This window comes from Diaminobutyricimonas aerilata (assembly GCF_002797715.1).
Lineage (GTDB): Bacteria > Actinomycetota > Actinomycetes > Actinomycetales > Microbacteriaceae > Diaminobutyricimonas > Diaminobutyricimonas aerilata.
On the sequence record NZ_PGFF01000001.1, the window covers coordinates 3,243,196 to 3,266,114 of the forward strand.

General features: G+C 72.9%; 7 protein-coding genes. 1 reads left to right on the plus strand and 6 read right to left on the minus strand.

Translation table 11 applies throughout. The features are described from left to right. Positions 1–19: 19 nt before the first annotated feature. From CLV46_RS15475 to CLV46_RS15485, 3 genes are all read right to left on the minus strand, one after another. The gene (locus tag CLV46_RS15475; protein WP_100365599.1) at positions 20–436 is read right to left on the minus strand and encodes an Ohr family peroxiredoxin; all 417 of its coding nucleotides are present in this window, start codon (positions 434–436) and stop codon (positions 20–22) included. A 63-nt stretch (positions 437–499) separates the two neighbouring features. Beyond that, positions 500–1,786 (minus strand): adenylosuccinate synthase, encoded by a 1,287-nt coding sequence (locus CLV46_RS15480; RefSeq protein WP_100365600.1) that lies wholly within the window; start codon positions 1,784–1,786, stop codon positions 500–502. Between the two features lie 70 nt (positions 1,787–1,856). Continuing rightward, positions 1,857–2,222, minus strand: coding sequence for a nuclear transport factor 2 family protein (locus tag CLV46_RS15485; protein WP_100365601.1), 366 nt, complete (start codon positions 2,220–2,222; stop codon positions 1,857–1,859). A gap of 188 nt (positions 2,223–2,410) precedes the next feature. Here CLV46_RS15485 and CLV46_RS15490 point away from each other — a divergent pair, with 188 nt between their 5' ends. Continuing rightward, the gene (locus CLV46_RS15490) at positions 2,411–3,223 is read left to right on the plus strand and encodes a DUF2382 domain-containing protein (protein ID WP_100366106.1); all 813 of its coding nucleotides are present in this window, start codon (positions 2,411–2,413) and stop codon (positions 3,221–3,223) included. Between the two features lie 148 nt (positions 3,224–3,371). Here CLV46_RS15490 and CLV46_RS15495 read toward each other — a convergent pair whose 3' ends face one another. From CLV46_RS15495 to CLV46_RS15505, 3 genes are all read right to left on the minus strand, one after another. Further along, complete coding sequence (locus tag CLV46_RS15495; RefSeq protein WP_100365602.1) at positions 3,372–3,842, minus strand: hypothetical protein; 471 nt, start codon at positions 3,840–3,842, stop codon at positions 3,372–3,374. Then, positions 3,839–22,066, minus strand: coding sequence for a DUF7507 domain-containing protein (locus tag CLV46_RS15500; protein WP_100365603.1), 18,228 nt, complete (start codon positions 22,064–22,066; stop codon positions 3,839–3,841). The genes CLV46_RS15495 and CLV46_RS15500 overlap by 4 nt, the downstream gene beginning before the upstream one ends. Before the next feature lie 135 nt (positions 22,067–22,201). Next, a complete protein-coding gene (locus CLV46_RS15505; RefSeq protein WP_100365604.1) occupies positions 22,202–22,855 on the minus strand; it encodes a TrmH family RNA methyltransferase in 654 nt (217 codons plus the stop codon). Between the last annotated feature and the right edge of the window lie 64 nt (positions 22,856–22,919).

Sequence of the window (22,919 nt, forward strand, 5' to 3'; positions counted from 1 at the left end):
CCCTGACGCCGGCGGCGCGTCAGTCGACGAGGGTGCGGGTGACCTCGATGTTGCCGCGGATGGAGTTCGAGTACGGGCAGATGTGGAAGGCGCGCTCGACGACCTGCTCCCGCTGCTCGGCGGCGACCTTCGGCAGGTAGATGACGAGCTCGATCCCGTGCGTGTAGCCCTCTCCCGACCGGGAGAGTTCGACCGTCGCCGAGACCGCCGCCTCGGACGTGTCGGTCTTGAACTCGGCGCCGGCGCCGTGCAGCGCGCTCAGGAAGCTCGCCGCGTAGCCCGCCGCGAACAGCTGCTGCGGGTTCGTGCTCGATCCCTCGCCGTCGCCTTCGAGCGCCTGCCGGGTGTCGAAGTCGATGCGGTCGTCTTCGCTGCGCACGTGTCCGGCGTTCTCGCCGCCGGTGGCGTGCGCGATCGCGGTGTAGAGAGTCTCCATGCCACCACTCCACCAGGCGTGGCGCCGAGTGGGCTGGAATCCGGTCGCCCTCGGAGGAGCCCCTCAGCCGAGCAGGTCGTGACGCACGACGATCTCGTCGCGCGCCGGGCCGACGCCGATCGCGCTGATGCGCGATCCGCTCATCGCCTCGATCGCGAGCACGTAATCCTGCGCGGCCTGCGGCAGGTCGCCGAACTCGCGCGCGCCGGAGATGTCCTCGCTCCAGCCCGGGAGTTCCTCGTAGATCGGCTTCGCGTGGTGGAAGTCCGACTGCGACACGGGTACCTCGTCGACGCGCTCGCCGTCGACCTCGTAGGCGACGCACACCGGGATGCGCTCGAGGCCGGTGAGCACATCGAGCTTGGTGAGCACGAAGTCGGTGATGCCGTTGATGCGCGCCGAGTAGCGGGCGACGGGCGCGTCGTACCAGCCGGTGCGCCGCGGTCGACCGGTCGTCGTACCGAACTCGAAGCCGCGGGAGCGCAACCACTCGCCCTGCTCGTCGTGCAGCTCGGTCGGGAACGGGCCGGCGCCGACACGCGTCGTGTACGCCTTGACGATGCCGATGACGCGCTCGATGCGGTTCGGGCCGATCCCCGAGCCGGTCGCCGCCCCGCCGGAGGTCGAGTTCGACGACGTGACGAAGGGGTAGGTGCCGTGGTCGACGTCGAGCATCGTCGCCTGGCCGCCCTCGAAGAGCACCGTCTTGCCCGCGTCGAGCGCGGTGTTGAGTTCGAGCGCGGTATCGGCGACCATCGGCCGCAGGCGCTCCGCGTAGCTCAGCAGGTCGTCGACGACCTCGTCGACGGCGATCGCGCGGCGGTTGTAGATCTTCACCAGCAGGTGGTTCTTCTGGTCGAGCGCGCCCTCGACCTTCTGGCGCAGGATGTTCTCGTCGAAGATGTCCTGGATGCGGATGCCGACCCGGTTGATCTTGTCGGCGTAGGTGGGGCCGATGCCGCGACCGGTGGTGCCGATCTGACGCTTGCCGAGGAACCGCTCGGTCACCTTGTCGAGCGTGCGGTGGTAATGGGTGATGACGTGCGCGTTCGCGCTCACCTTGAGCCGCGACACGTCGACGCCCCGCGCGGTGAGCGCGGTGAGCTCGTTGAAGAGCACCTCGATGTCGATGACCACACCGTTGGCGATGACCGGGATGACACCCTCGGTCAGGATGCCGGAGGGCAGCAGGTGCAGCGCGTACTTCTCGTCGCCGACCACGACCGTGTGGCCGGCATTGTTGCCGCCGTTGAACTTGACGACGTAGTCGATGCGGCCGGCGAGCAGGTCGGTCGCCTTGCCCTTGCCCTCATCGCCCCACTGGGCGCCGACGATCACGATTGCGGGCATGGGCTCGCCTCCTCAAGAAATGGGGATTACACCCCATCCTACCGATGGCCCAGGTCGAACGTCAGGAGTCTCACACCGGCGTCTGCTGGTGCAGCGCGACCTTCCACCGGCCGTCCCGCCACAGGTAGGTCGTGCTCATCATGAGCTCGACCCGGGTGTCGCCGCGGCGGGCGACGGCGCGGTAGACGAGCACCGCGCCCTTGTCGCCGACGCGCACGATCCTCGGTTCGTGCAGCTCCCACTCGTCCCAGGTGGAGCCGTCGAGTGCGGCGGCGATCCCGTCGCGATCGATCACCGCGCCGGGCACCACCATCACCGCGTCGGGTGTCATCGCAGAGGCGTAGTGGGCGCCGCCCCGGCCCGCGGCGATGGCCTTCCAGCCCATCTGCTCTTCGTGCAGGAGTCGCGCGGGCAGATCGTCGGTGATCACCGTCATGACCGCAACCCTAACCACCCGGCGCCGGCCGCGACAGGCTCCCTGGGAAAGCAACAACCCTGGGCAGCGGATGTGGTCGCGCTGCGGGTGCGCTGCACATCGTTTCTGCACCCTGATGCAGCACCGGCGCCGGAGAGATGCTGATCGCCCCCCGCAAGATCCCGCACCCACTGGAAGGCATCATCCCCATGCTGAACACCGATTCCCCCTCATCCCTCATCGGCTCGACGGTCTACGACCGCGACCACTCGAAGATCGGCTCGGTCGAGCAGATCTACGTCGACCCGGGCACCGAGCGCCCGCTCTTCGCGGCCGTGACGACGGGCCTCTTCGGCACCTCGCAGACGTTCGTGCCGCTCGAGGCGGCCGACCAGACCGACGACGGCATCGTCGTGCCGTACGAGAAGTCGTTCGTCAAGGACGCCCCTCGCATCGAACCGGAGGGCGCGCTCGACCCCTCCGAGGAGAACGCGCTGTACGACTACTACGGACTCTCCGGCGCCGACTCGTCGGTGAGCGGCGGCTCGAGTCTCACCGACGGCGTCGACACGACGACCACCGGATACTCGGACACGGTCGGGCACGACACCGGCACGGTCGGGCACGACACGTCGGGGCCGAACACCGACGACGCGATGACCCGCTCCGAGGAGCAGCTACACGTCGGCACGGAGCGCGTGCAGACCGGCAGCGCCCGCTTGCGCAAGTACGTCGTCACCGAGAACGAGACCGTCACGGTTCCGGTGACGCGCGAGGAGGTGCGGCTCGAGCGCGAGCCCATCACCGACGCGAACGTGGGCGACGCCCTCTCGGGCCCCGACCTGAGCGAGGAGGAGCACGAGGTGACCCTCACCGAGGAGCGCGTCGTCGTCGACAAGGAGACCGTGCCGGTCGAGCGCGTACGCCTCGACAAGGAGACGGTCACCGAGCAGCAGCAGGTCGACGAGACCGTGCGCAAGGAGCAGATCGAGTTCGACGGCGACGCGGACACGCGCCGCTGAGCACCGACACGAGGAGGCCGGCCCTGCGGGGCCGGCCTCCTTCGCGTCGGCGGCGTCGTCAGCCACGGGCCCGCAAGTCGAGCAGGGCGCCCCGCGAGGGTCCGAGCCCCCGGATCGGCGTCGGCCCGCGACACCGTCCGATCGCGGTTCAGGCGGTGTAGCGCTCCACGCGCAGCACGCAGGTGAGACCCTCGTCGGCGAGCTCCACACTCGTCTGCCAGTCGGCCGTGGCGCCCGCCTCGACGCCCGGCACGTCGACCTGCTTGAGCGCGCGGGTGTCGCTCTCGGGGTTCAACAGCGACACGTAGATGCGGTAGTCGGCGGGCGCGTCGGTCGGGTTGGTGACCGTGCCGACCACGTTCCAGGTGCCGTCGGCGAGCTCGCACGAGGTGACTGCGGTGTCGCTCAGCGCCCCGACGAGGTTCTCGCCCGTTCCGGGCGGGTCGGTGACCTCGGTGATCCCGGGTGCCTCGGCCTGCTCCGTCTCGGTGGCCGACGGGGTCGGCTTCGGCTTCTCGGTGCCGGATGCGGTGCACCCGGTGAGCACGAGGGCGAGCGCCGTCAGCGCGGTCGCGACGGCCAGGACGGGCGTGGCGGTGCGAGTGGGCTTGGCGGTCATGCGAGGTCCTTCCGTCGGGCGGTTCGGGCGCCGAGTGCCAAGGCTAGGCCGCTCAGCAGCAGGAGAGCTGCGGCATAGCCGAGAGCCCCGACGTCGCCGCCGGTGCGCGCGAGTCCTCCCGATACCGGCGGAGCAGCGGGGGCGCCCGGGATCGGTCGCGCCGGCAGCGTGATGTCGGCCGTGTCCGCGGCCGTCACGGCGGTGCCCGCGTCGGCATCCGTCGCGATCGCCTCGGCGGCACCTGGCAGCACGCGGCCCTCGTCGAGCGGGGTGATGACGTACGTGGCGGTCGCGACGACGGACTGGCCGGGTAGCAGCACTCCCGGCTCCCCGGGCCACGCGTAGGTGATCGGCGACAGCCCCGCGCGACCGTCCGCCACCCGCACGTCGATGAGGGGACGGGTGCCGGTGTTGGTCACGACGTAGGTGTACTCGAGGGTGTCCCCGGCGAACCCGAGCTGGCCGGGGCGCAACGCGACCGACATGTCGAGCGCGATGGATGCCGCGTCGAGGATCCGCACCGAGGCGGAGCCGCTCGCCGTGGCCGGCTGACCGTCGGGACCGGTCCCGCTCACCGTGGCCGTGTTCGACACCGCGCCCGCCGTCACGTCGGCGTCGTCGATCACGTAGCGTGCCTCCGCCCGGAGCGTCTGGCCCGGCAGAAGGCGACCGGGCTCCCCCGGCCAGGTGAGCACGGGTGCCGAAAGCCACGGCAGCGGGTCGGTGAGCGTGACGTCGTCGAGGGTCACGTTGCCGGTGTTCGTCGCGGCGAACGTGTAGACGATGACGCCGCCCTGCTGCGCGTAGGTCTCGAGGCGGGAGGACTTGGTCAGCGACAGCGCCGGGTCCGCGGCGATGGCGATCGCGTCGTCGGCCTCGTCGAGCACCTCCACCCCGAGCGGGCTGTCGGCCGTGGCCGTGACCTCCGAGCCGAGGGTGCCGCGATCGACGTCGGCCTGGGTGAGCACGTAGCGCGCGATCGCCGTCGCCTCCGCTCCCGGTGCGAGCACGCCCGCGCCGGCCGGCCAGGTGTACTCGATCGCCGAGAGTCCGCTCTGCGCGTCGAGCAGGGTCACGCCGGAGAGCGTCACGTTGCCGGTGTTGCGCACTCGGAAGCTGTACTCCACGACGTCGCCGGCGCGACCGGTGGCGCCCTCCGCGAGGCGCATCCGCTTCTCGACCTGGATGCGCGGGTCGGCGGCCACGGTCGGCACGACCGAGGGCGGCGACGAGGCGGTGACCTCGGTGCCCGAGAGCGTGGCACCGGATGCCGTGGCCACGTTGAGCACGGAACCGCGGTCGAGATCGGCCTGGGTGATGCGGTATCCGGCGGTCGCCTCCACCGCGGTGGCGGGCGGCAGCGCTCCGGCGGTGGCGGTCGGCCAGGCGCCGTATTCGATGGCGCCCAGTCCCGGCAGCGGGTCGTTGAGGCCGACACCGGTGAGGGTCGCCGTGCCGGTGTTCGCGACCGTGAAGCGGTAGGTGACGAGGTCGCCGACCCCACCCGCCCCGGTGAGCGTGCCCTGCTTGGTGACCGCGAGCGAGGTGGCCGGCGCCGCGAGCGGCACCGTCGTCTGCCCGGACCGGTCGCTCACGGCCGGTCCGGTGGGCGGCGTGCCGGTCGCGGTCGAGACGTTGCGCACGGCGCCGGCGTCGACGTCGACCTGGGTCACCGTGCGGGTGGCGGTCGCGGTCGCGACCTGACCCGGAAGCAGCACACCCGGGGCACCCGGCCAAGTGAACGCCGGAGGGGTGAGGCCGTCGACCGTGTTGGCGAGCGAGACGCCGCCGAGCGTGACGTTGCCGGTGTTGCGCACCTCGAAGGAGTACTCGATCGTGTCGCCGACCACTCCCGTGGCGCCGGCGGCGAGCGCCGCCGAGTGCGTCGTGGTGATGACGGGGGCCGCGACCGCCGTGGCGGTGGTGACCTCGTTCGAGACGCCGCTCACGACGACGCCGCGCGGCGACGTGCCGATGGAGGTCGCCCGGTTGATCACCGAACCGCGGTCCACATCCGCCTGGGTGACCACGTAGGTGGCCGTGCCGATGGCGCTCGCGCCCGGTGCGAGGATGCCGGTCGTCGACGGGAAGTCGATGTCGGGCCGTGAGATGCCGGGCAGCTCGTCGCGCAGGCTGATGAGGCGCAGCGTCACGTTGCCGGTGTTGGTGATCTCGAACGAGTACGTGATGGTCTCGCCGACGGCGCCGGTGCCGGCGATCTCGGCGCTCTTGACCGTCGCGATGCCGGGGCGGTGCTCGACCGTCGGGATGGAGACGAGCGCGGACTGCGCCGTCACGCGCACGCCCGTGGGCGGCGCGGCCGAGGCCGTCGCCGTGTTGTCGACGGTGCCGCGGTCGACGTCCTCCTGAGCGATCGTGTACTCCGCGGTCGCCGTGGCGACACCGCCGGGCGGGATGACGCCGGCCGTGTCGGTGGGCCAGTCGAACCGCGGTGCGGTGATCCCGGCGAGGGCGTCCGTCAGCACCACGTCGCTCAGCGTGACGTTGCCGCGGTTGCGGAGCTCGAAGGTGTAGCGGATGACGTCGCCGCGCCCGTTCGCCCCCGCGGTCGCAAGCGCACCGGTCTTCACCAGGCTGAGCGCGGGCGCGGCGGACACGGTCACGGTGGCCGACGCGGTCGCGGTCGCGGGCGCGCCGATCGGCGGCGCCCCGGCACCGGTCACCGTGCTCACGACGGCCCCCGCATCCACGTCGGCCTGCGTCAGCACGTACGCGGCGGTGGCGGTGACGCTCTGGCCGGGCAGCAGCACGCCGGGCTCTCCGGGCCAGACGTACTGCGGGGCACCGGCGCCGGGCAGTGCGTCGGCGAACGACGCCTGCGTCAGCGTGACGTTGCCGGTGTTGGTCAGCTCGTAGGTGAACACGACCGTGTCGCCCGCGATGCCGGTGGCGCCGGGCGCGAGCGCGCCGCGGTCGGTGACGGTGACCGACGGAGTCGCCGCCTGCAGCGGGGTGACGACCTCGGGCGAGGAGTCGGAGACGGCCGCGCCGGCGGGCGTCGTGCCCGACGAGGTCGCGGTGTTCAGCACGCGGCCCGCATCGACGTCGGACTGGTCGATCGGGTAGTCGGCGGTCGCGGTCACCTGCTCGCCCGGGGCGAGCACGCCGACGGCGCCCGGCCAGTCGCCGTAGGCGAGCGGGGCGAGCCCCGGCAGCGGATCGGCGATGGTCACGCCCGAGAGCGTCACGTTGCCGGTGTTGCGGGTGGTGAAGCTGTAGCGCACCTCGTCGTCGACACCGCCGGTGCCCGTGACGACGGCGGTCTTGATCGTCTCGAGTGCGGGTGCGGGCTGCACCGTCGCGACGCGCACGGTGTTGGAGTCGGCCTCGACGAGCGCGCCCTGCGGGGTGCGTGCAGAGACCTGGGCGGTGTTCTCGATGTAGCCGCGGTCGATGTCGGCCTGCCGCAGCTGGTACGTGGCCACGCCCACGACCGTCTCCCCGACGCCGACGCGACCGGGTCGCGACGGATCGGGCCAGGTGATCTGCGGCGGGTCGAGTCCCTCGAGCGGGTCGACGAGCGACCCCTGCGTGAGCGTCACGTTGCCCCGGTTCGAGATCTCGAGGCGGTACTGCACGGTATCGCCCACCTGACCGATTCCCGGGGCGAGCAGCACGCCGGTCTTGAGCGCGACGAGCACGCCGTTCGCCGCGATCGTCACGGCGGCGGTCGCCGTCGCGTCGACGTCGTCGCCTGCCGGATCGAGGGCCGAGCCGGTGATGCTGCTGGTGACCGTGCCGGCATCCACCTGCGCCTGGGTGAGCGTCGAGGTCGCCGTCGCCGTCACCGACTGACCCGGGAGCAGCACACCGGGTTCGCCGGGCCAGGAGTAGACGGGCGCGGAGACGCCGGCGAGCGCGTCGGCGATGCTCGCGCCGGCGAGCGTCACGTTGCCCTCGTTCGTCAGCACGTAGGTCCACTGCACGGCGTCGCCGGCGATACCGGTCGACCCGGGCGCGAGCGCGCCGGCATCCGTCACCGTGACCGCCGCGTCGGCGGCCTCGGTCGGGGTGACGACCTCGTCGGAGACTCCGGAGACGGGGGTCGCGCCGAAGACGGCCGTCGCGCGGGCGGTGTTGCGCACCTCGCCGGCGTCGACATCGGCCTGCGTGATCTCGTAGGTGGCGGTCGCGGTCGCGCGCTGCCCCGGCGCGAGCACGCCCGCTTCGCCCGGCCACCGCAGGCTCGGTGCCGTGAGTCCGCGGAGCGGGTCGCCGAGCGCGACGCCCGTGAGCGTCACGTTGCCCGAGTTCACGACCTCGAACGAGTAGGAGATCAGGTCGCCGACTCCCCCGCCGTCACCGGTGGCGGTCTTCACGACGGTCAGTCCGGGCACCGCCGGCTGCACGGTCGTCACGTTCTCGGGGGAACTCACCCGGATGGTGTCGCCGATGGGGGGCTTGCCCGTCGCGACGGCGGTGTTGGAGACGCTGCCGCGGTCGACGTCGGCCTGGGTGATCTCGTACGTCGCGGTCGCGGTCGCCACCTCGCCGGGCGCGAGCACGCCGGGCGGGCCCGGCCAGCTGATGACCGGGTCGCTCACGCCGCCGAGCGCGTCGATCAGGTCGACGAGGGTGAGGGTGACGGTGCCGGTGTTGGTGATCGAGAAGTCGTACTCGATGTCGTCGCCGACGCCGCCCGCTCCGGTGATGGTGCCGTCCTTCGTCACGGCCATCGCGGGGTCCTGGCGCAGGGTCACATCGGCCCCGTCGCTCGCCGTCACGTCGGCTCCGAACGGCGGAGTCCCCGTCGCGACGGCCGCGCTCGAGATGACGCCCCGGTCCACGTCGGCCTGGGTCAGGCGCGACGACGCGGTCACGGTGACGGACTGTCCGGGCGCGAGCACGCCGACCGCACCGGGCCACACGTACACGGGCGCGGAGACACCCGCGAGGGAGTCGGCGACCTGCGTGCCTGTCAAGGTGACGGTGCCCGTGTTCTCGACGACGTAGGTCCACTCGACGATGTCGTCGGCGACGCCGGTGTCCCCGGCGGCGAGCTGCCCGGAGGTGCTCAGCCGGATGCTCGGCGCGGCGATCGCGGTCGGCACCGTCGCCGGGGCATCCGTGCTCTCGACGGCGGCGTCGTCGCGCACCGAGCTGCCGGAAGCGCTCGCGATGTTGCTGACCGCGCCGGCGTCGAGGTCCTGCTGGTCGATGACGGAGCTCGCGGTCGCGGTGGCGGTCTGCCCCGGGGCGAGCACGCCGGTGACGCCGGGCCAGGCGATCGCGGGAGTGCTGAGTCCGGGCAGCTCATCCGTGAGCACGATGCCGTCGACGGTGACGTTGCCGCTGTTGCGGATGACGATCGTCCAGTCGATGGTGTCGCCGAGTGCGCCGCCGGCGCGGGTGGCGCCCGACTTCGTGGTGGTGAGCGCCGGGGTCGCCTGCACGGTGGCGATCCGCACCGTGTTCGACGTGGCGGTCACGGGGCGACCGTTCGGGTCGTCGGCGGCGACGTCGGCCGTGTTGTCGATGTACCCCCGGTCGACGTCCGCCTGGGTGAGGCGGTAGTCGGCCACACCGACGACGGTCTCGCCCACGCCGACGCGCCCGGGCCGGTCGGCATCCGGCCACGTGATCACCGGCGGCTCGAGTCCGGGCAGCGGGTCGAGCAGCCGCCCGTTCACGAGGGTGACGTTGCCCGTGTTGGTGATCTCGAGCCGGTAGCGGATGAGGTCGCCCGCGGCGCCGATGCCCGGCGCGACGATGACGCCCGACTTCACGGCGGTCAGCGCTCCGACGGCGGCGACCAGCACGGTGGCGGAGTCGGTCGCCGTGACGGGGGCACCGGTCGGCGGCGTGCCGATGGCGTCGGCGATGCTCGTGATGCTGCCCGCGTCGACGTCGGCCTGGGTGAGCGTCGACGACGCGGTGACGGTCACGGACTGTCCGGGCTGCAGCACACCCGGCGCATCCGGCCAGGCGAAGACGGGGAGGGTGGCGCCCGGCAGCCGGTCGGTCACGCTCACGCCGGTGAGGGTCACGTTGCCGGTGTTGGTGAGGCGGTAGGCCCAGTCGACGCGGTCGCCCGCGCGTCCCGTGGCGCCGGGGGCGAGCGCACCCGTGTCGACGACCGCGATCGCCGGATCCGCGGTCGCGAGCGTCGTCGTGACGGTCGCGTCGTCGAACGCCGCGGCGCCGACGGGCGGCGAACCGACGCCGCGGGCGGTGTTGACGATCGACCCCGCGTTCACGTCGGCCTGGGTCACGCGGTAGGTGGCCCGCGCGGTCACGGTCTCGCCGGGGGCGAGCACGCCCGGCTCCGCCGGCCAGTTGTACAGCGGGTCCGAGAGACCGGCGAGGGCGTCGGTGAGCGCCACCCCGGTGAGGGTGACGTTGCCGGCGTTGCGCACCGAGAAGTCGTAGGTGACGATGTCGCCCGCGAGCCCGGTGCCCGCGACGGTCGCCGACTTCGTCGTGTCGACGCGCGGATCCGCCGCGATGGTCGGGGTGACGACGGCGTTCGAGGTGCGCGAGATCGGTCCGTCCGAGGGCACGCGGCCGGTGACCGTCGCCTGGTTGGTCACGCTGCCGGCGTCGACGTCGGCCTGGGTGATCACGTAGGTGGTGCGCACGATCACGACGTCGCCGGGGGCGAGCGAGCGGCCGTCGCCCGGCCAGTCGAACCCGGTCGCGCCGGCGAGCTGCTGCGCGAGCACGAGCGCGGAGAGGGTCACGTTCCCGGTGTTCTCGAGCCGCACCTCGTAGTCGATCGTGTCGCCGACGCTCGCGTCGGTGCGCGGCGCGCCGCTCAGCACGATCGTCAGGTCGGGGCCGGGCACGAGGGTCACGGATGCCGCGGCATCGTCGGTCACGACGGTGCCGTCGGGCGCGGTGCCGGTGCCCGTGACGACGCTCACGACGGAACCTGCGTCGATGTCGGCCTGCGTGAGTATGTACTCGGCGGTGGCACTCACCGTGTCGCCGGGCAGGAGCACACCCGGCTCTCCCGGCCAGACGTAGACGGGTGCGCCGACACCGGGGAGCGCGTCGGCGAGTGCGGCCGCGCCGAGGGTGACGTTGCCGTCGTTGAGGATCGTGTAGGTCCAGACGACCCGGTCGCCGACGCGCGCCGTCGACCCGGGCGCGAAGGCGCCGCTGTCGGTCACGACGACCGCGGGGGTCGCCTCCTGCACCTCGGTGACGAGTTCGGGGCTCACGCCCGACACGGGGGCGGCACCGTTCGGCGGGGTGCCGGTCGACGTCGCGGTGTTGGCGACGAAGCCCCGATCGAGGTCGGCCTGCGTGATGGTGTAGTCGGCGGTCGCGGTCACCGACTGGCCGGGCGCGAGCACCCCGACGGCCCCGGGCCACTCGAAGTCGAGCAGCCCGAGTCCGGGCAACGGGTCGGCGAGGCCGACGCCGGTGAGGGTGACGTTGCCCGAGTTGCGGGCGGTGATCGAGTAGGTGATGGTGTCGCCGAGCGCACCCTCGCCCTCGACCTCGGCGGTCTTCACGGTGGCGAGCACCGGAGAGGCCTGCACGGTGGCGATCCGCACCGTGTTCGAGTCATCGGTGACCGTCGCGCCCTGCGGGGTGACGGCGGCGACGCCCGCGGTGTTCTCGATGAACCCGCGGTCGACGTCGGCCTGCGTGAGCTGGTATTCGGCCACGCCGACCACCGTCTCGCCGACTCCCACGCGACCCGGCTGCGCGGGGTCCGGCCACGTGATGACCGGCGTCTGCAGGCCGGGCAGACGGTCGAGCAGCCGACCCTGGGTGAGCGTGACGTTGCCGGTGTTGCGGATCTCGAGCCGGTACTGGATCGTGTCGCCGACGCGGCCGATGCCGGGGGCGAGCAGCCGCCCGGTCTTCACCGCGTCGAGGCGGCCCGCCGGCGTGATCGTGACCGTCGCCGTGGCCGACTCCTCGACCTCGACGTCGGTGGGGGAGTTGCCGGTGGCGGTGACGGTGCTCTGCACCGATCCGGTGTCGACGTCGGCCTGGGTGAGCACGTAGATGCTCGTCGCCGTGGCGGTCTGCCCGGGCAGCAGCACTCCCGGAGTTCCGGGCCAGGTGATCGACACGGCGCTCGCACCGCCGAGCGCTTCGGCGATGTCGACGCCGTCGAGCGTGACGTTGCCGTCGTTGGTGACGGTGTAGCTCCAGCGCACCGCTTCCCCGGCGCGGCCGGTCGCACCCGGGAACAGCGCTCCCGCATCCGTCACCGCCAGGCTCTCGTCCTGCGCGACGGTCGGGGTGTCGAGCACGTCGCTCGGATCGACCACCGGTCCGGCGAGGGCGGTTCCGGATGCGGTCGCCTGGTTGCGCACGAAACCGCGGTCGACATCCGCCTGGGTCAGCGTGTAGGTCGCCGTCGCGAGCACGGATTCTCCGGGCAGCAGCACCCCGGGCTCGGCGGGCCAGGAGCCGTAGACGAGCGGTGAGAGTCCCGGCAGCGGGTCGGCCACGGCGACGCCGGTCACGGTGGTGTTGCCGGTGTTCTCGACCTCGATCGTGTAGTCGATGACGTCGCCCACGCCGCCGCCTCCACCGTCGGAGGTCTTGACGGTGGTGAGCGCCGGAGCGGGCTCCTGGGTGAAGAGGCGCACGCCGTGGGGAACCGTCACGGTCCCACCGTCGGGGCTCACGGCGGACACCGACGCAACGTTGTCCTTGAACCCGCGATCGATATCGGACTGGGTGAGCCGGTACGTCGCGGTCGCGGCGACCGCCTCGCCGGGGCGGAGCACCCCGGCGGTCCCGCTGGGCCAGGCGCCCACCACGAGCGGCGAGAGCCCGTCGAGCTCATCGATGACGGTGACGCCCGAGAGCGTGACGTTGCCCTGATTGGTGACGAGGAAGGTGTAGTCCACGAGATCCCCGACGGCGCCGGTGCCCGGCGCGCGGATGGCGGCCGCCTTGTCGAGCGTCAGGGCGGAACTGGGCGCGAGGGTGACCGTGGCCGCGTCGGTCGCGACGGTCGTGCCGTCGCCGGGGGTGCGACCGGTCGCGGTGACGAGGTTCGCCACGGATCCGGCGTCGACGTCGGCCTGCGTCACCTCGTAGGTCGCGGTCGCCGTCACCTGCTGGCTCGGCTCGAGGGTGCCGACCGGGCCGGGCCAGGCGCCGAACGCGATGTCGCCGAGTCCGGGCAGCTCGTCGGCGAGCTCCACGGCCGTGAGCGTCGTGTTGCCGACGTTGCGGACGACGAAGGAGTACTCGATGTCCGACCCGGCGGCGGGCGGGCCGACGAGGGTCGGAGTCTTGCCGACGCTCAGCGCGGGCGACGGCGGCACCGTCGGGGTGACGGTCGACGCGGTGTCGCGCACCACCACGAGGCCCGGCCCCGGGCCGACGCCGCTCGCGGTCACGGTGTTCGTCACCGACCCGAGGTTCACGTCGCTCTGCCGCACGGCGTACTGCGCGGTCGCCGTCACCGTCTGACCCACGTTGAGAACGCCCGGGGCGCCGGGCCACGTGTAGCTGACGGGGCCGAGACCCGGGATCGGGTCGGTGAGGGTCACGCCGTCGAGGGTCGTGTTGCCGATGTTGGTCGCGGTGAAGGTGTAGGTGATCGTGGAGCCCACGGCACCGCCCCCGCCGGTCGAGGACTTCGTGGCCTCGATCGCGGGGTTCTGCTCACCGGGCACGACGCGTGCCGTCTCGGACGACGCGAGCACGGGCGCGCCGTTCGGCGCGACGGCCGTGAGGTCGGCCACGTTCTCGATGACGCCGGCGTCGATGTCCTGCTCGGTGATGCTGTAGGTGGAGGTCGCGGTCGCGGTCTGGCCGGGGGCCAACACGCCGGCGGCACCGGGCCACACGAAGGTCGGGTCGCCGACGCCCGCGAGCCGGTCCGAGAAGGTGACGCCCGACAGGGTCACCGTTCCGGTGTTGCGGATGACGAACGAGTACACGACGGTGTCGCCGATGTCGCCCTCATCCGGGTCGGCGAGTCGACCGGACTTCTCGATGGTCGCGGCGGCGCGCGGCGTGATCGTCACGGTCGCGGGCGCGGTCGCCGTGACCGCCGGGCCGGTCGGCGGCGTGCCGCTCGCGGTGGCCGGGTCCGTCACGCTTCCGTTGTCGACGTCGGCCTGGGTGAGCGTGGAGGTCGCGGTGCCGGTGACCTGCTGGCCCGGCTCGAGCAGCCCCGCAGTGCCGCTCGGCCAGGAGCCGTACGTGATCGGCGAGATGCCGGCGAGCTGCGGCGCGATCGTCGCTCCGGTCAGGGTGACGTTGCCGGTGTTGCGCAACGTGAAGCTCCAGATCACGGACTCGCCGGCTCGACCGGTGGACCCGGACGCGAGCGCGCCCGTCTGCGTGAACTGCAGGGCGGGTGCGGCCGCCTGCGTCGGCGTCACGACCTCGCCGCTCGGGTCGCTGACGGGGGCGCCGGACGGCGCGGTGGCCGACGTCGTCGCGGTGTTGCGCACGGTGCCCGCGTTCACGTCGGCCTGCCGGATCGAGTAGGTCGCCGTCGCCGACACGACCTGGCCGGGCAGCAGCACCCCGGCGGTGCCGGAGGGCCACGTGCCGTACCGCACCGCGGAGAGCCCCGGAAGCGGATCGGCGATCGTCACGCCGGTGAGGGTCGTGTTGCCGGTGTTGCGCGCGGTCAGCGTGTAGGTGACGGTGTCGCCGACCCCCGTGCCGGTGGTCGCGGCGGACTTCGTCGTCTCGACCGCGGGGGACGCCGCCTGCGGGGTGAGCGTCACCGTCGGCGAGGACGCCGTGGCGGGGCCGCCGACCGGCGGCCGGCCGGAGACCGCCGCGGTGTTCGCGATCGAGCCGCGGTCCACATCGATCTGCCGCACGGTGTACGTGGCGAGGGCGACGACCGATTCGCCCGGGGCGAGCACGCCCGCGCGACCCGGCCAGCTGTACTCGATCGCCCCGAGACCGGGCAGCGGGTCGACGATCGCGACACCGGTGAGCGTGACGTTGCCCGTGTTCTCGGCGCGGAACGTGTACACGACACCGCTGCCGACCCCGGTCGACGCGGTCGCGAAGCGGCCGCTCTTCTCGAGGGTGAGGGCCGCGTCGGCGGCGACCGGCACGGTCGCGCTCGCGGGGGTGGTCGTCGCCGCTCCGGTCGGCGGCGTGCCGCTCGCGACCGCCGTGTTGGTGACGGCACCGGCGTCGACGTCGGCCTGCGTCAGCGTGTAGGTCGCGCTCGCGGTGACCGTCTGGCCCGGCTCGACGGTGCCCGGCGTGCCGCTCGGCCACGCACCGAAGGTGATGCCCGAGATGCCGGGGAGCGGGTCGACGATGCCGACGGAGGTGAGCGTCACGTTGCCCGAGTTGCGCACGGAGAACGAGAACGCGACGGTGTCGCCCGCCTCCCCGGTCGCTCCCCCGGCGAGGGCACCGGTCTTCGAGAACGCGAGGGTCGGCTGGGTCGCCGCGGTCGGCGTGACCACGGCCGGCGAGTCGTCGGCGATCGGCGCTCCGTTCGGCGCGGCGCCGGATGCGGTGGCGACGTTCGCGACACTGCCGCGATTCACATCCGTCTGGGTCAGCACGTACGTGGCGGTCGCGGTGACGGTCTGCCCCGGATCGAGAACGCCGGGGGTGCCCGGCCAGGTGTACTGCAGCGGTGGGAGGCCCGGGAGGGTGTCGGTGACGCCGACCCCGGTGAGGGTGACGTTGCCGCTGTTGCGCGCCTCGATCGTGTAGGCGATGGTGTCGCCGACCCCGCCGGACCCGGCACGCACCGCCGTCTTGACGGTCTCGAGCGCCGGGCCGGCGGCGATCGTGGCCACCGTGACGGTCGGCGAGGTGGCGGTGACGGCGGGACCGGTCGGAGGCGCGGCCGTCGCGGTCGCGGTGTTGCGCACGGAGCCGGTGTTCACGTCCGTCTGCGTGATCTGCCGGGTCGCGGTGGCCGTGGCGGTCTGGTTCGGCAGCAGGCGCCCGTCGGGGCCGGGCCACGTGTAGGTGAGCGCGGAGAGGCCGGGCAGGGTGTCGGTGACCGCGGCGCCCGTGAGGGTGACGGTGCCGGTGTTGCGCAGGACGAACGTGTAGGCGATGGTGTCGCCGACCGCGGCGTTCCCCGTGACCGTGGCGGTCTTGCCGAGCGTGAGGCCCGGGATGGCGGCGAGCGGGACGGTCGCGGGAGCGGTCGCGGTGAGCGCGACGCCGCGCGCATCCGTCGCCGATCCGGTCGCGGTGTTCGCGATGCTGCCGGCGTCGACGTCGGCCTGCGACACGGTCGAGGTCGCCGTGGCCGTCACGAGGTCACCGGGGCGCAGCACGCCGGCGGTGCCGCTCGGCCAGGTGCCGTAGCTGAGCGGGGAGATGCCCGGCAGGCTGTCGGCGGCGCCGACGCCCGAGAGGGTGAGGTTGCCGGTGTTGCGCAGGGTGATGGTCCAGGTGACCGTGTCGCCCACGGTGCCGCGCGAGCTCGAGGTGGCGCCGCGTTTGGTCACGGCGAGGGAGGAGGCCGCGGCGACGGTCGGTGTGGTGACGGTCGCGGAGGCGGCGGTGACGGTGTCGCCGCCGGGTGTGGTGCCGGATGCGGTGGCCCGGTTGGCGATGGACCCTCGGTCCACATCCGCCTGGGTGATCGTGTAGGTGGCGACGGCGGTCGCGGCCTGGCCGGGCTGCAGGGTGCCCGCGGGTCCGGGCCAGGTCACCTCGAGGGGCGAGAGGCCGGGGAGCGGGTCGGCGAAGACGACACCGGTGAGCGTCTGGTTGCCCGCGTTGGCGACGGTGAAGCGGTAGGTGACGGCGTCGCCGGCGGCGCCGGTGCCCGACACCGTCGCCTGCTTCGTGACGGCGAGCGAGTTGGCCGGCGTGACGGTCGGCACGGTCACGGTGTTCGAGTCGGCGGTGACGGTGGCGCCCTGCGGGGTGCGCCCGATGGTGGTGGCCGTGTTGCGCACCGAGCCGGTGTTCACGTCGGCCTGGGTGATCGTGTAGCCGGCGGTCGCGGTGGCGGTCTGGCCGGGCTGCAGCACACCGGCGGCGCCGGGCCAGGTGATCGCCGGAACGCTGATGCCGGGGAGGCTGTCGGTGAGCGTGACGCCGGTGAGGGTGACGTTGCCCGGGTTGCGGAGGGTGAACGAGAACTCGATGCGGTCACCCACCGCTCCGGTCGCTCCGGCGGCGAGAGCGGCGGACTTGGTGACGGCGATCGCGGGGGCGGAGGTGACGGGCACGGTGGCCGGCGCGGTGGCGGTGACCCCGGCGCCGGTCGGCGGAGCACCGGTCGCGGTCGCCGTGTTCGCGACCGACCCGGCGTCGACATCCGCCTGACGCAGCGTGTACGACGCGGTGGCGGTGATGGATTCCCGCGGCTGCAGCACCCCGGGCTCTCCGGGCCAGGCGCCGAAGGCGAGCGCCGACAGACCCGGCAGCACGTCGGTGAGCGTCACGCCCGTGAGGGTCACGTTGCCCGTGTTGCGCACCGTGAACGTGTAGTCGATGCGGTCGCCGGCCACGTTCGTCGAGCCGGGCGGGAGCGCGCCGGTCTTCGTCACGGCGATGGCCGGCGCGGCGGGCGCGGTCGGGGTGACGATCTGCGCCGAGGCGCTCGAGACGGGGGTGCCGGTCGGCGGCGTTCCGGATGCGGTGGCGCGGTTGGTCACGGAGCCGCGGTTCACGTCGGCCTGCGTGAGCGTGTACCCGGCCGTCGCCGTCACCGTCTGACCGGGCGCGAGCACGCCCGGGGTGTCCGGCCAGCTGTAGGCGAGGGCCGTGAGCCCGGCGAGCGGGTCGGCGATGCCGACCGCGGTGAGCGTGACGTTGCCGGAGTTGCGCGCGGTGAACGTGTACACGACGGTGTCGCCGACGACACCGGACCCGGTGACCGCCGCCGTCTTCGTGGTGACGATCGCCGGAGCGGCGGCGACGGTGGGGACGGTGACGGCGGCGGAGGTCGCGCTCGTCGTGGTCCCCGTGGGCGTGCGCCCGGTCGCGGTGGCCGTGTTGCGCACGGAGCCCGCATCGACGTCGGCCTGGGTGATCGACCGTGTCGCCGTGGCGGTGACGGTCTGGTTCGGGGCGAGGGTGCCTGCGGTGCCGGGCCAGGTGTACTCGAGCGCGGAGAGCCCCGCGAGCGGGTCGGCGATCGACACCTGGGTGAGCGTCACGTTGCCGCTGTTGCGCAGCGAGAACGAGTAGGTGATGGTGCTGCCGACTCCGCCGCCGCCGCTCGTGACGGCGCCGCTCTTCGCCAGGGCGAGCGCGGGAGCGGAGGCCAGCGGCACGGTCGCGGACGCGGTGCTCGACGTCGCGGGGCCGGTGGGCGGCGTGCCCGATCCGGTGGCGGCGTTCGAGACGGCGCCGGCGTTCACGTCCTGCTGCGACAGCGTCGAGGTGGCGGTCGCGGTGACCGTCTGTCCGGGCTGCAGAGTGCCTGCGGTGCCGCTCGGCCAGGTGCCGTAGGCGGGAGCCGAGATGCCCGGCAGGCTGTCGGCGACGGTCACGCCCGTGAGCGTGACGTTGCCCGTGTTGCGCAGCGTGATCGTCCAGACCACGGAGTCACCCGCGCGGCCGGTGGCACCGCTCGCGAGGGTGCCGGACTTCGTGGTGACGATCGCCGGCGACGCGGCGGCGGTCGGGGTGAGCACGGTCGAGGGGGCCGCGGAGACCGGTGACGCGCCGAACGCGGCGGATGCGGTCGCGGTGTTGCGCACGCCACCCGCGTTCACGTCGGCCTGGCGGATCGTGTACGACGCGACGGCGGTGACCTGCTGGCCCGGCGTGAGAGTGCCTGCGGTGCCGCCCGGCCAGCCGCCGTAGGTGACCGCGGAGAGCCCGGGGAGCTGGTCGGCGACGGCGACGCCGGTGAGCGTGACGTTGCCGGAGTTGCGTACGACGAAGGTGTAGTCGATCCGGTCACCGGCGTTGCCGGCCGCCCCACCGGCGACCACGCCCGTCTTCGTCAGCGCGAGAGCGGGAGCCGCGGTCACGGTCGGCACGACCGCCTCGGAAGAGGCGCCCGTCACCGTCGCACCTGCGGGCGTGCGCCCGGTCACCGACGCGGTGTTCCGCACGGAACCGGCATCCACATCCGCCTGCCGCACGGTGTACGAGGCCGTGGCGGTGGCCGTCTGCCCCGGCGCGAGGGTACCGGCCGTGCCCGGCCAGGTGACCACCGGGGCGCTGAGCCCGGCGAGGGAATCGGTGAGGGCGAGCTGCCCGAGCGTGACGTTGCCGGAATTGCGGAAGGTGATCGTGAAACCGACGGTGCTGCCGACCCCGCCGGTGCCGCTCGTGAGCGCACCGGTCTTGGTCACGACGAGCGCACCGGTCGGGGTGATGGGCACGGTGGCCGCTCGCGTCTGCGTGACGTTCGCGCCGTTCGGCGGCGTCGCGGTCGCGGTCGCGCTGTTCGCCACGGCACCGGCATCGACGTCCGACTGCCGCAGTGAGTAGGTGGCGGTCGCCGTCACCTGCTGCCCGGGCTGCAGGGTGCCGGCGGTGCCGCTCGGCCAGGTGCCGTAAGCGAGAGCGGAGAGCCCCGGCAGCGGATCGGCGATCGTCGCGCCGGTGAGCGTGACGTTGCCGGAGTTGCGCAGGGTGAAGGTGTAGGTGACGGTGTCGCCCGCGACACCCGTCGCGCCCGGCGCGAGGGCGCCGGTCTTGGTGAGCGCGAGGGCCGGTGCCGATGCGACGGTGGCGACGGTCACCTGCGGTGACGCGGCCGTGATCGCCGCGCCCGTCGGCGACGTCGCGGCCGTCGTGGCGGTGTTCCGCACCGCGCCGGCGTTCACGTCGACCTGGGTGATCGTGTAGGTGGCGGTCGCCGTCACCTGCTGGCCCGGCGCGAGGGTGCCCGCGGTACCGCTCGGCCAGGCGCCGTAGGTGACCGCCGAGAGCCCGGGCAGCGGATCGGTGATCGCCACACCGGTGAGGGTCACGTTGCCCGAGTTGCGCGCGGTGAACGTGTAGGTCACGACGTCGCCGACGGCGCCGGCACCGGCGCGCGCGGCGGACTTGGTGGTCACGAGCGCGGGCGCCTGGGCGATCGTGGGGACGACGCTCTGCGGCGACGAGCCGGTGGTGGTCTGCCCCTGGGGCGTGCGGCCGGTGACCGTCGCGGTGTTGCGGACGGCGCCCGCGTCGACATCCGACTGGCGGATGACGTAGCTCGCGGTCGCGGTCGCGGTCTGCCCGGGCGCGAGCGTGCCGGCGGTGCCCGGCCAGGTGATCGCCGGGGTCGAGAGCCCGGGAAGCGGGTCGGCGAGGGCGACGCCGGTGAGCGTCACGTTGCCCGTGTTGGTGAACGAGAAGCGGTACGAGACCCGGTCGCCGACGACGCCCGTCGCTCCCGCCGGGAGGGAGCCGGCCTTGCTGACGGCCAGGGTCGAGGCGGCGGCGATCGGCGTGGTGCGGCTCGTCGTCGCCGTCGGAGTCGGTCCGCCGTCGGGGTCGACCCCGCTCGTCGTCGCGGTGTTCGCGATCGAGCCCGCGTCGACATCCGCCTGCGTCAGCGTGTACGTGCCGGTGGCGGTGACCGCCTGGCCGGGGGCGAGCGCGCCGGCGGCTCCGGGCCACGCGTAGGCGAGGGTCGAGAGCCGCGGCAGCGGGTCGCTGATGGCGACGCCGGTGAGCGGCGCCCCGCCCGTGTTCGTGGCGGTGAAGGTGTAGGTGAGCACGTCGCCGGCGCGCCCGGTGGCGCCCGGGGCGAGGGCGCTCGTCTTGGTGAGGCCGATCGCGCTCAGCACGATGTCGGTCGAGTCGCTGTCGCTCGCCAGATAGTTGCCGACGAGGGTCGTGGCGGTCACGTTCGCCGTCGACACGTAGGTGGCTCCCGACCCGGTGTTCGCCCGGCAGGTGTACGTGTAGCTCTGCTGCGGAGCGAGGCTCACGCCGGTGAGCGTGCGGGCGCAGTCGTTCTGGTCATCGGCCACCACGAAGTTGCGCAGAGTGCCCGCACCCGTGTTCGTGATGACGACCGTGAAGGTGGCGGGTTCCGCGGCGGTGCGGTACTGCACATCCGTGGTGCCGTCCAGGGTCTTGTTCACCTGCAGGCCGGCGACCGGCACCGAGAGCACGGCGTTCGTGAGCAGATACGAATCGCCGGTCGTGCCGATGCGGAGGCTCACCGAGCTGTCGCCCGCGACGACGTTGGTGAGGGGCGCCTGGGTCACGTCGACGCTCTGGTTGGTGAACGGCGTGCCGCTCGAGGTGTACCGCACCGACCCGGTGGCGCGCCCGATGCCGAAGTTGCCGGTGGCGCCGGCCGCATTGGGGATCTCGGTGTACGTGGTCGATCCGGCACGCGAGTACTCGGCGGTGTCGCCGCTGATGCTGCGGTCGCCCTCGTAGAGGGTGAAGCCGGCGCGGGTGCCCACGTCGACCGCCTGGAAGCCGCTGAAACCGACCTGGAGGTCGGCGTCGTTCGTTCCCTGACGCACGTGGCCCTGGTACCAGATGATGCGGTGCGGCACCGAGGCGGTGTTGCCGACGATGTAGCTGCCGAAGTCGTAGACCACCGTGAGCGACCAGCCCGCGTAGCAACCGGCACCCGTGGGCGCCCAGATGTTCCCGGCCGAGACGGTGAGGGCGCTGCCCGTGGCGGCACCCGCGAACGCGGCGGTCACATCCGCGGTCGCGGAGTAGTACCGGGCCGCGGCCTGCGCGGTCGGGTCCTCGAGCACGTTCGCGGGGGCGATCGAGGTGAGCGCGCCGCCGCCGACCCGGAGCTGCACGGGCTGGGTGCGGTATCCGGTCGCCGATCCGGCCGGCAGGGTCGCCGTGCCGCGCGCCGTCGTGAACGCGGTGCAGAGCGCGCGGTTGTCCCCGGCGTAGGAGCCCGTGTTGGCGCTCCAGCTGAGGAACGCCCGGGCCACCGACGCCCCTGCCGGGATGGTGAGGGTGGCGCTGCTCGAGTTGGTGGAGAACCCGCCGACGGTGTTCGAGTTCACCATCGCGAAGTTGTCGTTGGCGTTGTTCGCGTTCGTCGAGGTCGAGTGCAGCTCGGCGCAGCTGCCGTTGCCGGTGCCGAGAGCCGTGGAGCATGCGAGCACACCGTTGCCGACCTGGAGGAAGTCGCCGTTGACGTTCGCCTGGTAGTTGGGCGCGGAGCCGCTGTTGGTGCCCCACTGCACGACGACCGCTTCGGCGGGCGACGCGATGGGCGCGAGACTGAGGCCGAACACGGCGACCGCGAACGCGACGACGAGCGCGACGGCACGGCTCGTGCGGGTGAAGGGGGAGTCGTCCTCGCTCCGGCGCGCGCGATCCGTGAAGACGCCGTTCCGCGGTACGCCGACGGCGCCGCGCCGTTGCGCGTGTTCCCCCACCTACTGCTCCCCGGTTCGGGCGCATCCGGTGTTCGGAACGCCGCGGTGATCCTCCGCGGCGTCGAGTACGCCGCGGTCATCGTAAGCAGGGTTCGGTGCGGACCTTAGACCGGATTGGTCCTTCCCAGCTGGCCGTTACCTGGCCGCGTGGCGCAGCACCCACTGGTGCATGATGATCGCCGCTGCGGCGGACGCGTTGATGCTGCGGGTCGAGCCGTACTGGGTGATCTCGACGACGGAGCTCGCCGCGGCGAGCGCTTCGGGCGACAACCCAGGCCCTTCTTGGCCGAACAGCAGGATGCAGCGCTCCGGGAGCTCGGCGCGCTCGACGGCGACAGCACCCTCGACGTTGTCGACGGCGACGATCGGCAGCTCGTTCTCGCGGGCCCATCCGGCGAGCGCCGCGACATCCGGATGGTGCATCACATGTTGGTAACGATCGGTGACCATGGCGCCGCGGCGGTTCCACCGCTTGCGTCCGACGATGTGCACGGTGTCCGCGGCGAACGCGTTCGCGCTGCGCACGATGGACCCGATGTTGAGGTCGTGCTGCCAGTTCTCGATCGCCACGTGGAACGCGTGCCTGCGGGTGTCGAGGTCGGCGACGATCGCCTCCATCCGCCAGTACCGGTAGCGGTCGATCACGTTGCGGGTGTCGCCGCGCTCGAGCAGCTCCTCGTCCCAGTGGTCCCCGTCGGGACGTTCGCCGACCCACGGGCCCACGCCGTGCGTGGAGAGCTCGGGCGTGGGAGAGGGCCCGGTCGACGGGTCATCCGAGGGCTGATGCACCCGTCCATCCTGCCGCTCGCGGCGGCCGCCCACTGCGCGCCTCGGCCGTCGCGGCGGGCATGCC